Origin of the sequence: Kineococcus sp. TRM81007 (assembly GCF_022669155.1) — a bacterium.
Classification (GTDB): Bacteria; Actinomycetota; Actinomycetes; order Actinomycetales; family Kineococcaceae; genus Kineococcus.
Window position 1 is genome coordinate 313,648 of sequence record NZ_JALBVB010000056.1, and the last position, 14,760, is coordinate 328,407.

At 76.4% G+C, this 14,760-nt stretch carries 9 protein-coding genes; 3 read left to right on the forward strand and 6 right to left on the reverse strand.

Annotation, left to right across the window (positions count from 1 at the left end):
• Positions 1-5: 5 nt before the first annotated feature.
• The 3 genes from MN205_RS15700 to MN205_RS15710 form a co-directional block, all read right to left on the reverse strand.
• A complete protein-coding gene (locus tag MN205_RS15700) occupies positions 6-3,119 on the reverse strand; it encodes a cell wall-binding repeat-containing protein (protein ID WP_242128933.1) in 3,114 nt (1,037 codons plus the stop codon).
• Between the two features lie 149 nt (positions 3,120-3,268).
• Positions 3,269-4,861, reverse strand: coding sequence for a cell wall metabolism sensor histidine kinase WalK (locus MN205_RS15705; RefSeq protein ID WP_242128936.1), 1,593 nt, complete (start codon positions 4,859-4,861; stop codon positions 3,269-3,271).
• Entirely contained in the window at positions 4,858-5,577 is a 720-nt protein-coding gene (locus tag MN205_RS15710) for a response regulator transcription factor (protein ID WP_242128938.1), read from the reverse strand. The genes MN205_RS15705 and MN205_RS15710 overlap by 4 nt, the downstream gene beginning before the upstream one ends.
• A 91-nt stretch (positions 5,578-5,668) precedes the next feature.
• Between MN205_RS15710 and MN205_RS15715 the strand changes: the two genes are divergently transcribed.
• On the forward strand, positions 5,669-6,454 hold the full coding sequence (locus MN205_RS15715; RefSeq protein ID WP_242128940.1) for a HipA family kinase: 786 nt from the start codon (positions 5,669-5,671) through the stop codon (positions 6,452-6,454).
• Positions 6,447-6,839, forward strand: a complete 393-nt coding sequence (locus MN205_RS15720; protein WP_242128941.1) for a DUF3037 domain-containing protein — start codon at positions 6,447-6,449, stop codon at positions 6,837-6,839. Before MN205_RS15715 ends, MN205_RS15720 begins: the two co-directional genes overlap by 8 nt.
• Positions 6,840-6,927: 88 nt before the next feature.
• Here MN205_RS15720 and MN205_RS15725 read toward each other — a convergent pair whose 3' ends face one another.
• Entirely contained in the window at positions 6,928-8,883 is a 1,956-nt protein-coding gene (locus MN205_RS15725) for a PhoX family phosphatase (protein WP_374115957.1), read from the reverse strand.
• Positions 8,884-9,164: 281 nt separating this feature from the next.
• Between MN205_RS15725 and MN205_RS15730 the strand changes: the two genes are divergently transcribed.
• A complete protein-coding gene (locus MN205_RS15730; RefSeq protein ID WP_242128946.1) occupies positions 9,165-11,228 on the forward strand; it encodes a M3 family metallopeptidase in 2,064 nt (687 codons plus the stop codon).
• A 30-nt stretch (positions 11,229-11,258) separates the two neighbouring features.
• On the opposite strand, the gene MN205_RS15735 is transcribed toward MN205_RS15730, so the two are convergent.
• Both MN205_RS15735 and MN205_RS15740 read right to left on the reverse strand, forming a co-directional pair.
• Positions 11,259-13,502: a bifunctional diguanylate cyclase/phosphodiesterase gene (locus tag MN205_RS15735; RefSeq protein WP_242128948.1), complete on the reverse strand. Its 2,244-nt coding sequence runs from the start codon at positions 13,500-13,502 to the stop codon at positions 11,259-11,261.
• Positions 13,499-14,680, reverse strand: a complete 1,182-nt coding sequence (locus tag MN205_RS15740; protein ID WP_242128950.1) for an FIST signal transduction protein — start codon at positions 14,678-14,680, stop codon at positions 13,499-13,501. The genes MN205_RS15735 and MN205_RS15740 overlap by 4 nt, the downstream gene beginning before the upstream one ends.
• Between the last annotated feature and the right edge of the window lie 80 nt (positions 14,681-14,760).

The following is a 14,760-nucleotide window of genomic DNA, read 5'->3' on the forward strand; positions in this document are numbered from 1 at the left end:
GGCCCTCACAGCCCCAGCAGCGCCTTCGCCTCCGCCAGCACCGGTGCCGGGACGACGCCCTCGCCGCCGAGCACGTACACCGCCTCGACCCTCCCGGCCCCGGCCGCCAGGTACTCCCGCACCGCCTCCGGCAGCCGGTCGCCGACCAGCAGCACCGCCGCGTCGCGCCGGCCCGCGGCCGCCGCGCCCGCCAGCGCGTCCGGGAAGGTCGATCCCGTCGCCAGGACGACCGTCGTCGCGTCCGGGAAGAGCGTCCCGGCGATCCGTGCGGACGTCTCGTACCGGTCCGAGCCCGCCAGGCGCTCCGCCTCGAAGCCGCCGGCCGCCAGCTCCGCCAGGACCGCGTCGCCGACCGACGCGGCGCCACCGGCGACGTGGACCTCCACGTCGCCCAGCCCCTGGAGGAACGCCAGGACGCGCGGGTCCAGCGCGTCGGGCGCGGTCAGCAGGACCGGGGCCTGCGCGCTCGCCGCGAACGCAGCCCCCGACAGCGCGTCGGCGAAGCCGGTGCTGCCGGCGAGGACCACCTCGTCGACGTCGACGCCGGCGTCCACGAGGAAGCTCCCCAGCTGCAGCGCGGTCCCCACCCGGTCCTCACCGGCGATGCGGACCACCTCGTAGCCGGCCGCGCGCAGGCCGTCGGCCACCGAGGGGGCGATGGCGTTCTCGCCGCCCAGCAGGTAGACGGTGCCCGTGGCCCCCAGGGCGCGCGCGATCTCGGCCCCGACGCTGTCGGGCAGCGTGGCGGTGTCGGTCAGCAGCACCGGGGCCTCCTCCCACACGGCCACCGGGGCGGCGGCCAGCGCGTCGGCGAAGGCGTCGGCCCGGGCCAGCAGCACGGCCCCGGCGTCGCCGTCGGCGGGGAAGTCCTCACGCGCGAGCCGGTTGGCCGTCTGGAAGCGGTCCGCGCCGCCCAGGCGAGCGCTGCCGCCGCCGACCTGGACCTCGACGGGCACGCTGACGGGGGTGCCGCCGTCAGGCGTCGCGGTGACGGTGACCGTGTAGGTGCCCGCCTGCGCGTACGCGTGCTTGCCGAACGCCTTCACCTCGTCGCGCCCGGGACCCGCCACGCGCATCGGCTGCGGCTCCGACCCGTCGCCGAAGTCCACCACGAGCTCGACGCCGGCGGCCGGGCGCCCCGCGGCGAGGGTGGCGGTACCGCCGTCGGTCGTCTCCTCGCCGTCGGTCGTCTCCTCGCCGTCGGTGCCCTCCCCGGTGGTGTCCTCGCCCTCGCCCTCGTCCTCGGGGTCGCCCTCGCCCTCGTCCTCGGGGTCGTCCTCGTCCTCGGGGTCGTCCTCGTCCTCGGGGTCGTCCTCGTCCTCGTCCGTCTCGTCGAGCTCGTACTCGGCGGCGACCGTGACGACCCCGCTGGGCGTGGCGATCGCCGGGCGGACCTCCACCTCCAGCACGTCCGCTGCGGCCTCGCCGCTCTCGTCCGCCTGCGCCGGGGTGCCCGCGGTGCCGAGCGCCAGAGCCAGCACCAGGGCGGCGCCGAGCTCGCGGCGGGAACGGCTGCTGTTCGTCACGTGTCCTCCTGGAGGTCTGCCGTCCGGCCGTCCGGCCGTCCAGCCCTGAGGATCGGCACGTCGCCGGGGCGCACGCAGGGGCCGGGCGGGGGAGACCCGGCCGGAGCAGCCGTGACGGGGCGGGCGCGCGGTCAGGGTGGCGGTCAGCGTCTCCTCGGAACCGTCGCGCACGACGGTCAGCTCCACCTCGCTGCCGACCGCGACCTCGCGGACCGCCGCCGTCAGCGCCTCGTAGCCTGCGGTGAACTCGCCGTCGACCGCGGTGATGACGTCGCCGGCCCGCAGACCCGCCTGCGCGGCCGGGGTGCCCTCGCTCACCGCGGCGACCTGCGCGCCCGTGCGGGTCACCTCGCCCACCGTCACCGCCGGGTCGTCCTGCGTCAGGCTCACGCCCAGCCACGCGTGGTCGGCGGTGCCGTCGGCCACGAGCTGGTCGGCGATCATCCCCACCTCGTTCGCGGGGATCGCGAAGCCCAGGCCGATGCTGCCGGACTGCGCGGAGGCCGACGAGCTCAGCGTGGCGATGGAGGAGTTCACGCCGATGACGCGGCCGCTGGAGTCCAGCAGCGCCCCGCCGGAGTTGCCCGGGTTGATCGCCGCGTCGGTCTGGATGGCGTTCGTCGCCACGGTCTCCGTGGTCGTCTGCTGACCGAACGGGCCGCCGTAGGGGTTCTGCGCCTCCGTCTCGGCGGTCGTCAGCACCGGCCGGTCCACCGCCGAGACGATGCCCGTGGTGGCGCTGCCGGCCAGGCCCAGCGGGTTGCCCAGCGCCATGACGGCCTGCCCGGGCACGACCTCGTCGGAGTCGGCGAAGGTGGCCGGCGCCAGGTCCGCGGGCGGGTCCTGCAGCTGCAGCACGGCCAGGTCGGTCGCCGGGTCGGTGCCCACGATCGTCGCCTCGTACCGACGCCCGTCGCTGAGGGTGACGACGATCTGCGCGTTCGCGCCGGCGCCGGTGACGACGTGGTTGTTCGTCACGACGTGGCCCTGCTCGTCGTAGACGATGCCGGAGCCCACGCCGGAACCCTGCGCGGAGCTCACGCCCACCGCGACGACGCTGGGGGAGACGGAGTCCGCCACGGCCTGCCAGTTGACGGTCGTCTCGCTGACGCCCTGGATCGTGCCGCCCGAGCGGGCGGACACCGTGGTGCCCGTGCCCGCCTCCTGCCCGAAGGCGCCCAGCAGGCCGGCCGTCAGGGCGCTGGCGGCCACGGCGCCGGCGACGGCCACGCCCGCCACCCCGGCCCAGCCGGGACGCCGGCGCGGCCCCCGGCCGCCGCCACCGTCGCCGCCGGAGCCGCCGTCACCGCCCCCGGGAGGGGTGGGGCCGCCGGGCGTCGCCCACGGGTCGTGGGGCTGAGCGCCCTGCGGTCCGTAGGGGGAGGGGCCGTAGGGGCTGCCCCCCCGCAGGGGCTGGGTGGGGTGGCTGCCCGGGTAGCCGTGCTGGGCCGGTGCCTGCGGCGCGGTGGGGGCCCCGCCGTCGGGGTCGGGGCCGTACCCGCGGGCCTGGACCGCGGTGCCGGCGGAGGGGGAGCCGCCGAACGGCGCGGCGCTGCCGTCGGCGGTGCGGTGCTGGTCGGCGGTGCGGTCCATCCTCGTTCACCTCTGGTGTGCGGTGCCGGTGGGCACGGGGAGCCGGTGGGGCACGGGGAGCCGGTGCCCCCCGTCCTGCGGGGGCGTGCCCCCGTCTCCCCTCCATTGACGGTCCCCGCCCTGCAGGAGCGCCCGGAACGGGCTGGACGTCAGCTGTGAATCCGGGAACCGACGCGCTCGCCGCCGCCCGGACCACCCCCGTCGCCGTGGCTCCCCCCGCCGTCCTCGCCGCCGAGCTGGGCCGGCGCGGCGCGGAAGCGCACCCGGAACGTCGCGCCGCCGCCCGGCGTGGGCACGGCCGCCACCGTGCCGCCGTGGCCGGCCACGATGCTCGCCACGATCGCCAGGCCCAGCCCCGAGCCGCCGCCCGTGCCGCGCCGCCGGGAGGCGTCCAGCCGGTAGAAGCGCTCGAACACCCTCTCGGCCTCCTCGGGCGGCAGACCCGGGCCGTGGTCGCGCACCTCCAGCACCGACTCCGGACCCGACGGCCCGGCCACCAGGCCGACGGCGACCTCCACCGGGGTGCCGGCCGGGGTGTGGTGCAGGGCGTTGCCCAGCAGGTTCGTCACCACCTGCCGCACACCCGCCTCGTCGGCCAGCACCACCGCCGAGGCCGGGCCGGTGCCCTCCTGCACGCCGGTCAGCCGCACCTGCCGGTCCGGCGCCAGCGCCCGCGCGTCGTGCACCGCGTCGGAGGCCACGACCACCAGGTCCACCGGGTCGCTGCGCCTGTCGGGACGGCGCTGCGCCTCGTCCAGGCGGGCCAGCGCCAGCAGGTCCTCCACCAGGCGGCCCAGGCGGGTGGACTCGCCCTCGATGCGCCCCATGACGTGCACCACGTCCTGCGGTTCGCGCACGGCGCCCTGCCGGTACAGCTCGGCGAACCCGCGGATCGCCGCCAGCGGGGTCCGCAGCTCGTGGCTGGCGTCGGCGACGAACCGGCGCATCTGCTCCTCGGAGCGCTGCCGGGCCCGGAAGGAGTCCTCGATCCGCGCGAGCATCGCGTTCAGCGCCGCGGCCAGCCGCCCGATCTCCGTGGTCGGCGGGGCGCTGCGCACGCGGCGCGACAGGTCGCCGGCCGCGATGGCCGAGGCGGTGCGCTCGATGTCGTCCAGCGGCCGGAAGGAGCGGCGGATCACCACCGCGGCCAGGCCCGTGCCCAGCAGCAGCACCGACGCGCCCGCCAGCAGGGCGACCGTGCGGTAGCGCGCGAGCGTCTCCTGCACGCCGGCCAGCGGCAGCGCCACGGCCGCGTTGACGGGCACGGTGTCGAAGGTGACGAGCAGCACCCGCCACTGACCACCGTCGTCCTCGCCGCCGACGGTGAAGGCGGTGCCCGCCCGCTCGGCGACCACCTCGCTCGTCAGCTCCGGCAGGTCCGGGCGCGCCGTGCAGCCGCGCGAGCCGTCCGCGGGTGGGCACAGCTCGTCCAGGCTGCCGCCGTCCGCGTCGGTCAGGAGCACGTAGAAGGAGGAGAAGGGCACCGCGTCGCTGGGGTAGCCCTGGGCCAGGTGCGACAGGGACACCTCCACCGCGACGCGCCCCCGGCCGTTCAGCTCCTCGTCCACCTGCCGCAGCAGGTTCGAGCGCAGCAGCGTCAGCGACACCCCGCCGAAGACGGTCATCGCCACCAGCAGCAGCGCCACGGCGATGACCAGCAGCCGCGTCTGCAGCGGCACCCGCTCCTCGGCGGCGCGCACCCGCCCGCGCCAGCGGCCCGGCACCGCCCCGGCCCGGCTCACCCGGCGTCCGACGGCACGCGCAGCACGTAGCCGACGCCGCGCTTGGTGTGGATCAGCGGCACCAGGCCCTCGGTGTCCAGCTTGCGGCGCAGGTAGGAGATGTACGACTCCACGATGCCCGCCTCGCCGTTGAAGTCGTAGTCCCACACGTGATCCAGGATCTGCGCCTTCGACAGCACCCGGTTCGGGTTGAGCATCAGGTAGCGCAGCAGCTTGAACTCGGTGGGCGACAGCTCCACCGCCCGGCCCGCGCGGCGCACCTCGTGGGAGTCCTCGTCCATCTCCAGGTCGTGGAAGACGAGGTGGCCGGACTCGGCCCCGGCCGGGCCGCCGGTGCGCCGCAGCACCGCGCGGATGCGCGCCACGACCTCCTCCAGGCTGAACGGCTTGGTCACGTAGTCGTCGCCGCCGACGGTCAGGCCGTTCACCTTGTCCGCGGTGTCGTCGCGGGCCGTGAGGAACAGCACCGGTACCGGACGACCGCGCTCGCGCAGCTTGCGGGTGACGGTGAACCCGTCCAGGTCCGGCAGCATGACGTCCAGCACCACCAGGTCCGGGCGCACCTTCTCGGCGAGCTCCAGCGCCTGGGCGCCGTCGGCGGCCGAGGTCACCTCGAAGCCCGCGAAGCGCAAGCTGGTGGCGAGCAGTTCGCGGATGCTCGGCTCGTCGTCCACGACGAGCAACCGGGCCTCCGGGGGTGTGTTCGCGCTCCTCACCCCCCCGATCCTGCCCCCGACGGCTGGGAAGCACCTGGGGAGGTGCTGGGGCGAGGGGACGGGTGCGGGGGTGGCTGGCAGACTCCCGGGCGTGCTGCGCTCCGTGACCGCCACCCGGTACGTGCTGCCGCTGCGCGAGGGCGGCAGCATGCCGGGCCTGTGCGAGGCCGACGACCTGGGCACCTACGTCGTGAAGTTCTCCGGCGCCGGGCAGGGCCGCAGGGTCCTCGTCGCCGAGGTGCTCGCCGCGCGCCTGGCCGCGGCCCTGGAGCTGGCGGTGCCCGAGCTGGTCGTGGCCGAGGTGGACCCCGTCATCGGCCGCGGCGAGCCGGACGAGGAGGTGCAGGACCTGCTGCTGCGCTCGCCGGGCGCGAACCTGGGCACGGACTTCCTGCCCGGGGCGCTCTCGTTCGACCCGGCGGTGGACCCGGTGGACCCCGGCTGGGCGGCGCGGGTGCTGTGGTTCGACGCCCTCGTGCTCAACGTGGACCGCTCCTGGCGCAACCCCAACGCGCTGTGGTGGGGCGGGCGCCCCTGGCTGATCGACCACGGTGCGGCGCTGTACTTCCACCACGACTGGGCGCGCGCCGCGGCGAGCGCGACCCGGCCGCTGCGGCACGCCGAGGACCACCTGCTGCTGCGGGCCGCGGCCGACGTGGCGGACGTGGACGCGGCGTGCGCGGCGGCGCTGACGCCGGACGTGCTGCGGGCCGCGGTCGGCGACGTGCCGGACGTGTGGCTGGACGCGGAGCCGGGGTTCGGTTCCGCGGACGAGGTGCGCGAGGCGTACCTGGAGTGGTTCACCGCGCGGCTGGCGCCACCACGGCCCTGGGTGGGCGAGCTGGCCGCCGTGCAGGGGGAGGCGCGCCGTGGCTGAGGGCCTGGACGTCTACGAGTACGCGGTGGTGCGGGTGGTGCCGCGCGTGGAGCGCGCGGAGTTCCTCAACGCCGGGGTGGTGCTGTGGTGCCGCGCGCGCGAGCACCTGGCCGCCCGCACCGCGCTGGACGACGCCCGCCTGCGGGCGCTGGCACCGGACGTGGACGCCGCGGCGGTCGCCCGGCACCTGGACGCGCTGGAGCGGGTGTGCGCGGACGACCCGGCCGCCGGTGCCGCCGCGTCCGAGGCGCGCGGGGCGCGGTTCCGCTGGTTGACGGCCCCGCGCAGCACCGTGGTCCAGACCTCGCCGGTGCACTGCGGGCTGACCGCCGACCCGGCCGCGGAGCTGGACCGGCTGCTGCGCGCCCTCGTCACCGGTCCCTGACCCGCCGCCGACCCGCCCCCGGACGCGCCCGGGGGCGGCCGGGGGAGCCGAAGCCCCACCCGACCGCCCCCGGGCGGTCCCGCCTCGATCAGGCGCGGTAGATCTGGCAGACCGACGGGCGCGGCTGGCCGGTGCCGTCGTAGGGGAAGGTGGACGCCGGCGCGTCGATGGTCGCGGTGTCGATCTCACCGGGGTGCTGCACCGCCAGGAACACGGTGCGGCCGTCCTCGGCGATGACCGGGCCGCAGGCCTCCGCGCCGACCGGCACGGACGCGAACTGCCGCACCTGGCCGCGGTTCGGGCCGTCCACGACGACCTCGAACAGGCCGTCGTTGGTGCCCAGTGTGCTGCCGTCCGTGGAGATCCACAGGTTGCCGGTGCTGTCGAACGCCACGTTGTCGGGGCAGGAGATCGGCGAGACCTGCGCGGGGTCGAAACCGCCGAAGTAGGTGCTCTGGTCCTCCGGGTCGCCGCAGACGAGCACGAGGTTCCAGAAGAACTCCGTCGCCGCGGCGTCGTCGCGGGCCTCGACGATCTCGATGACGTGCCCGTCCTTGTTGATGGGGCGGGGGTTCGCCTCGTCGACGGCGGGCTTGTACAGGGTGCCGCGCTGGGTGTTGTTGGTGCACGCCAGGTACACGCGGCCGTTGACGGGGTTGCGCTCGACGTCCTCGGGGCGGTCCATCTTCGTGGCGCCCACGGCGTCACCGGCGGCGCGCGCGTTGATCAGCACCTCGTCGACCGACATGCCCGGCACGAGGGAGCGGCCGTCGCGGGTCAGCTGCACCCAGCGGCCGCGGCCGTCGTAGCGCTCGTCCTCGATGCCGTCGCCCTCGAAGACGGCCACGTACAGGTCGCCGTCCTCCAGCAGGCGCATGTTGTGCTTGCGGTCGCCCTCGCGGTACTTGCGCTTGGAGATGAACTTGTACAGGTACTCGAAGCGCTCGTCGTCGCCCATGTAGGACACCGCGCGCCCGTCGGCGGCGATGGAGATGGTGGCGCCCTCGTGCTTCATGCGCCCCATCGCGGTGTGCTTGCGGGGCGTGGAGGTCGGGTCGTGCGGGTCCACCTCGACGACCCAGCCGAACCGGTTGGGCTCGTTGGGCTCGGCCACGGAGCCGAACCGCTCCTCGATGCGCTCCCAGCCGCGGCCGCTGCTGCCGACCACGCCGTAGCGGTCGCTCTCGCCGGGGCCCTCGCCGCCGGGCTCCTCGGCGGAGAAGAAGTAGCCGTTGAAGTTCTCCTCGCCGGACAGGACCGTGCCCCACGGCGTGGTGCCGCCGGCGCAGTTGCCGAAGGTGCCGATCGGCTTGCGGCCGGACGGGTCGGAGTTGGTGCGCAGCGCCTTCGCGCCGGCGGCCGGGCCGGTGAACTCGAACTGGGTCATCGGCGTGATGCGGCGGTTGAACTCCGAGCCGCGCACGTACGCCCACGGGGAGTTCTCGTCCGCGCGGCGCAGCTCCACGACGGACATGCCGTGCGCGGCCAGCGAGATGAGCAGCTGCTCGTCCGTGGCGTCCTCCGCGCCGGTCCAGTCGCGGAACATCAGTTCCTCGTTGGTGTACTCGTTGTTGCACACCAGCAGGGCCCGGTTCGGGTCCTGCATCGGGACGATGGTCGTGTAGTCGTTGTTGTAGCCGAACTGGCCCAGCTGGGCCTCGGCGGTCTGGTTCTCGAAGTCGAAGTCCGGTGCGCCGGGCAGGATCGGGTCGCCCCAGGAGATCAGCGGCGCCCAGGTCCAGCCGGCCGGCACGTCGAAGGAGTCCACGTCCGCCGGGACGGGTGCGATGACGTCGAAGTCCACGGCGTGGCCCGGGTCGAACGGGTCGGCCAGCAGGTTCACGTCGCCGGAGGTGCCGAAGGCGCTGGCGCTGGCCTGGGGGGCCTGCGCCACGGCGGCACCGGCGACGCCCAGGCCCACGAGCCCGGCGAGGACGCCGCGCCGCGAGACGGCCGAGCGGACGACGTCGCCGAAGTAGGCGTTCTCGGTGCGGTTGGGGACGGGCTTCGCGCACGAGGTCGCGCAGCGGTAGTGGCAGGTCATCGAGCTGCGACGCCCGGCGGGGGCGTAGGGCAGCAGTTCCAGCGTCGGGCGGCAGGCGTCCGTCGTCACGGGGGGATCTCCTCGGGCGGGGCGTCCAGCCGGGGCGGCACCCGGCCGTCGACCGCTCGGATGGCGGTCGTGCGGGGTGGACGTTATGGATGCCGGGCGGCGGTTGAGGCCACCGGCGGGTGGCGCGAAGGTGAACCGTCGATGACCAGTCGCGAGCATGGTTTGCCTCACCTTCCTCGATGCGCTACAGGGTGTTGCGGCAGGATCACGCCATGAGCCCCGCCGACGGCCTGCCCGTGGACAACCCGTTCGCCGCTCCCAGCGACCTGCCCTTCGGGCTGCCGCCGTTCGGGGAGATCCGCGGCGAGCACTTCGCCCCCGCCTTCGACGCGGGGATGGCCGCTCACCGCGCCGAGCTGGACGAGCTGCTGGCCGCCGAACCGACCGCCGCGGCGTTCCTCGACGGCCTGGAGGCCGGCGGGCGGCTCCTCGCCCGCGCCGAGGCGGTCTTCTGGAACCTCACCGGCACCGACGCCGACGACGCCCTGCGCGCGGTGCAGGAGGAGTACGCCCCCAGGCTGGCCGCCCACCACGACGCCGTGCGGCTGGACCCGCGCGTGGTGGCGCGGGTGCGGGCCCTGCACGAGGACCCGCCGGCCGACCTGGACGACGAGGCGCGCCGCCTGCTGGAGCGGCTGCACTCCGACGCCGTGCGCTCCGGGGCGCTGCTGGACGCCGCCGGAGCCGAGCGGCTGCGCGAGCTGAACGCCGAGCTGAGCGCCCTGACCACCCGCTTCGACGTGGAGCTGCTGGCCGACACCAACGACCTCGCGGTGCGGTTCACCGACGCCGCGGAGCTGGAGGGGCTGGCGCCGGCCGACCTCGCCCGCGCCGGGCAGGCCGCCCGCGCCCGCGGCCTGGACGGCTACCTGCTGCCGCTGGCGCTGCCCACCGGCCAGCCCGTGCTGGAGCAGCTGCGCCGGCGCGACTCCCGCGAGCGCGTGCACCGCGCGTCCGTCTCCCGCGGCGGCCGCGGCGGCGAGCACGACACGCGCATCCTGCTGCAGCGCATCGCGGCCCTGCGCGCCGAGCGCGCGCAGCTGCTCGGCTTCGCCGACCACGCCTCCTGGGTGGTGGCCGACGAGACCGCCGGCGACGCCGAGGCCGCCGCCGGCCTGCTGCGCCGGTTGGCCCCGGCCGCCGCCGCCAACGCCCGCGCCGAGGAGGCCGAGCTCACCGAGGTCCTCGTCGCCGCCGGCGAGGAGGCCCCCCTGCGCGCCTGGGACTGGGCGTGGTGCGCCGGCCTGCTGCGGCAGCAGCGGTTCTCCCTGGACGCCGAGCAGCTGCGGCCCTGGTTCGAGCTGGAGCGCGTCCTGGTGGACGGGGTGTTCGCCACCGCCTCGGCGCTGTACGGGCTGTCGTTCACCGAGCGCGACGACCTGCCGGTGTACTCCACCGGCGTGCGGGTGTTCGAGGTCGCCGGCCCCGACGGCCCGTTCGGGCTGTACCTGTTCGACCCGTACGCCCGGCCCTCCAAGCGGGGCGGCGCGTGGATGAGCTCGTTCGCCGAGCAGTCCCGCCTGCTGGGCACCGCCCCCGTCGTCGTGAACTGCCTGAACGTGCCCGAACCCGCGGCGGGGGAGCCGGCGCTGCTCACCGTCGACGAGGTGGAGACCCTCTTCCACGAGTTCGGGCACACCCTGCACGGGCTGCTCTCCGACGTGCGCTACCCGCGGTTCTCCGGCACGAACGTGCCCCGCGACTTCGTGGAGTTCCCCTCCCAGGTGAACGAGTTCTGGGGTTTCGAGCCGGAGGTGCTCCAGCGGTACGCCCGCCACCACGTCACCGGCGAGCCGCTGCCCGCCGGGGCGGCCGAGGCGCTGCGCGCCGCCCGCTCGTTCGGGCAGGGTTTCTCCACCCTGGAGTACCTGGCCGCCGCCCTGCTCGACGCCGCCTGGCACCGGGTGGCCCCCGGCGACCTCGACGGCGCCGGGCCCGACGACGTGCAGCGGTTCGAGGCCGCCGCGCTGGCCGAGGCGGGCGTCGCGCTGGAGACCGTGCCGCCGCGGTACCGCAGCAGCTACTTCCACCACGTCTTCGGCGGCGGGTACGCCGCCGCCTACTACTCCTACGTGTGGAGCGAGGTCCTCGACGCCGACGCCGTGGAGTGGTTCCGCGAGAACGGCGGGCTGCGGCGGGAGAACGGCGAGCACTTCCGCCGGACCCTGCTCTCGCGCGGCGGCGCCGTGGACCCGGTGCGGGCGTACCGCGACTTCCGCGGCCGGGACGCGCAGATGGAACCGCTGCTGCGCCGCCGCGGCCTGACCGCGGCCTGACCGGTGCGCGGCGCGGCGCCGCGCACCGGTTCAGCAGGCGGCTGCCACGGCCCGCGGTGCCCAGCGCGCGGACAGCTCCGGCGCCGGCACCGGCCGGGACCAGTGGTACCCCTGCGCCCGGTCGCACCCCAGCTCCCGCAGGGCCCGTGCGTGCTCGCCGCTCTCGACGCCCTCGGCGACCGTCTCCAGCCCCAGCGCCCGGGCGAGGCCGACGACGGTGCGCACCAGCGCCGCGTCCTGCGCGCAACTCATCCCCTGCACGAAGGACCGGTCCACCTTCAGCACGTCCACCGGCAGCCGGCGCAGGTACGACAGCGAGGAGTACCCCGTGCCGAAGTCGTCGACGGCGATGCGCACGCCGTGCTCCCGCAACCGCGCCAGGACCTCCCGGGCGACCTCGCCCTCGCGCACCAGCACCGTCTCGGTGACCTCCAGCACCAGCGCCGACGCCGGCAGGCCGGTGTCCCGCAGCACCCCCAGCACCTCGGCGACCAGCTCGGGGCGCAGCTGCGCCACCGACAGGTTCACCGCCACGGTGAGCCCACCCGCTCCCGCCGCGCGCCAGGCCGCGGTCTGCGCGCACGCCTGGCGCAGCACCCAGCTGCCCAGGGCCTCCACCGCACCGCTCTCCTCCGCCACCGCGATGAACGCGTCGGGGAACAGCAGCCCGCGGCGCGGGTGCTGCCAGCGCACCAGCGCCTCCACCCCGGTCGTCGCGCCGTCGGCCAGGCGCACCGTCGGCTGGTAGTGCAACCGCAACTGCCCCTCGGCGGCCGCGACCGCCAGGTCCGACTCGAGCTCCAGCCGGTCCGCGCGCGCCTCGTGCATCGCGCGCTCGAACACCGCCACCGTCGGGCCCACCGTCGGGCGGGCCGCGCCCTTGGCCGCGTACATGGCGGTGTCGGCGTCGCGCAGCAGCGTCGCCGCGGTCGTGCCCTGGTGCCCGGGCGCGGCCACGCCGATGCTGCAGCCCACGGCGAGCGAGCGCCCGTCGTGCTCCACGGGCAGGCGCAGCCGCCGCAGCAGCCGCTCGGCGAGGCGCACCGCGGCGGGCACGTCCACGCCGTCGAGCAGCACCGCGAACTCGTCGCCGCCCAGGCGGGCCGCGGTGTCCTGCGGGCGCAGGCACTCGCGCACCCGCTCCGCGCACGCCTGCAGCACCGCGTCCCCGGCGTCGTGCCCGCAGCGGTCGTTCACCGCCTTGAACCCGTCCAGGTCCAGGTACAGCAGCGCGGTGGGGCGCCCGCAGCGCTCGTGGCCCTCCAGCGCGGCACCGAGCCGGTCCAGGAACAGGGCGCGGTTCGGCAGCCGCGTCAGCTGGTCGTAGAACGACTCGCGCAGGGTCTGCTCCGTGTACGCGTCGTTGAGCGCGGCACCCGCGTGCTCGGTGAACGTCGCCAGCAGGTGGCGGGTGGCCGGGACCGCGCCGCCCGGGGCGTCCACGACCAGCAGCGCCCCCACGGACCGCCCGTGCGCGCGCACCGGCGCGGCCCGCCAGGTGCAGTCCCCGTGCCGGCCGTGCACCTCCGCCCCGGCCCGCACCGCCTCGGCACCGTGCCCGGCGAGGTCCGGGCACGACGGCGGCCCGCCGGCGGTGCCGTGCGCGCGCACCTCCAGCCGGTCCCGGTGCAGCGGGTTCTCCAGCACCACGACGACCTCGTCGCCGCCCAGGACGCGCTGCGCCCCGTCGCACAGGAGGTCCAGCACCTCCTCCAGCGGCCGGCGGTGCGAGATCGCCCGCTGCAGCGTCAGCACCGTGCTGAGCACCAGCTCCCGTTCCTGCAACGTCCGCAGCAGCTCCTCGCGCTCGCGCGCGAGCCGCTCGCCGTGCTCACGCTGCTCGCGCTCGCGCCGCAGCGCCCGGGCGGCCTGCAGCGCCTGGCCGAGCAGGCGCCCGGTGCCCAGCAGCAGCAGGCGCTCGGCCGCGTCGAACGGCTCCTCGGCGCGCGCGACCACCAGCACGGCGGGGAGCGCCGGGTCGGGCACCTCCGCGTCGACGACCTCGGCGCCGGGCAGCCCGGGCAGGTCGACCGGGCCGCCGTCGCCCACCGCCGCGAGCAGCGCGGCCGTGCCCGCCTCGTCGCCGGGCAGCAGGCCGACCGCGGCCACCAGCTCCCCGCCGCGCACCACCGCGGCGACCTCGCTGTCCAGCTGCTCGGCCACCCACTGCACGGCGCGGGCCGCCATGGTGCGCGTCTCGCCGACCTGCGCGAGCGTCGTCAGCAGCTCCACCAGCAGCAGCCCCTGCTGCTGCCCGTGCTCCCCGGTGCTCACAGCGCCAGCGCGACGACGGTCTGGTTGTGGCAGCCCGCGGCGCCCGAGACGCGGGCGATCTCGCCGTTGCTGTAGTTGAGCACCACGTCGGCACCCCCCGCCGCCTCCAGCGCGGCACGGGCCTCGCGCAGCGGGCCGGTGCGGCTGAGCAGCCCGCGCCGCGCGACGCAGCTGAAGACCAGCATCCCGGCGGGCGTCGCACCGCCCAGGGCGGCGGCGGCGTCCCGGCAGGCGCGGCCCGCCCCGGCCACCACCGCCTCCTCGTCGCCGGCCATGACGTGCACGAGGCTGCCGTGCGGCACCTCGGACACGAAGGTCAGCGTCCGCTCGCGCACGTCCAGCCCCACGACGGTGCGCACCTCCTCGCGCCGGCGGCGCACCAGGCCCAGCGGGTGCGCGAACCCCAGGCCGGTCAGCGCCTCCTCGCCGAGCGCGCCGGCGTCCACGCCCAGGTGCTCCAGGTACACGTCCAGCGCGGGCCGGCCGTCCAGCGCCCGCACGGTGAAGCCGTCGGAGTCGCTGACGACCATCGGCTCGCCGACCCGCTGCAGGCCGTGGGCGGTGCCCACGCCCAGCGGGCGGTCGGTGCCGAGCCAGGCCCCCACGAGCCCGTTCTCGACGACGTCCACGGCGGTGCGGCCCGCGGCGTCGGGCGCGCCGTGCAGCTGCCAGCTGCGCCGCGCCACCACGTCCCCGCCGGAGCCGCCACCCACGATCGGCACCGCGGGGCCCAGCTCCGAGTAGGCCCCGCGCACGACCGCCTGCTGCTGCAGGTCGGTGCCGTTGGGCAGCAGCAGCACGGTCGAGTGCGCGCGGGAGGTGTCCCGGCAGGCGGCCGCGACCCGCGCACCGCGCTCGTACGGGGGGTCGTCCCGGGCCGCCGAGGCGGTGCGCACCGACACGCCCGGGCCCCCGATCGCCGTGACCACCACGCCGGCGGGCGCCTCGTCGCCGCCCGCGTACGTCGTCACCGTGCTCGTGCCGACCACTGCGGCCCCGCCCGCGGCGGCGCCCACGCCGGCGGCGACGGCGGCCAGGTCCAGGTCCCAGCGGGCCATCACGACCAGCAGCCCGGCGCGGCGCCCGGCGCGGGCGCGTTCCACGGCCAGCGCGGCGGACGCGGCGACGTCGGTGCCGGCGTCCGCCGAGCCCACGGACGACCAGCGGTCAGCGTTCACCCCCGCAGGGTCGACACCCGGCGGCACCGGGTTGACCCGTCGGCCACCACCACGACCCGTTCGGCTCACCGGGACCGGTC

Excerpts from the sequence above, each read along its gene's own strand:
- MN205_RS15700 (WP_242128933.1), bottom strand. The coding sequence starts at position 3,119 with ATGGACCGCACCGCCGACCAGCACCGCACCGCCGACGGCAGCGCCGCG.
- MN205_RS15725 (WP_374115957.1), bottom strand. The coding sequence starts at position 8,883 with ATGACCTGCCACTACCGCTGCGCGACCTCGTGCGCGAAGCCCGTCCCC.
- MN205_RS15730 (WP_242128946.1), top strand. The coding sequence starts at position 9,165 with ATGAGCCCCGCCGACGGCCTGCCCGTGGACAACCCGTTCGCCGCTCCC.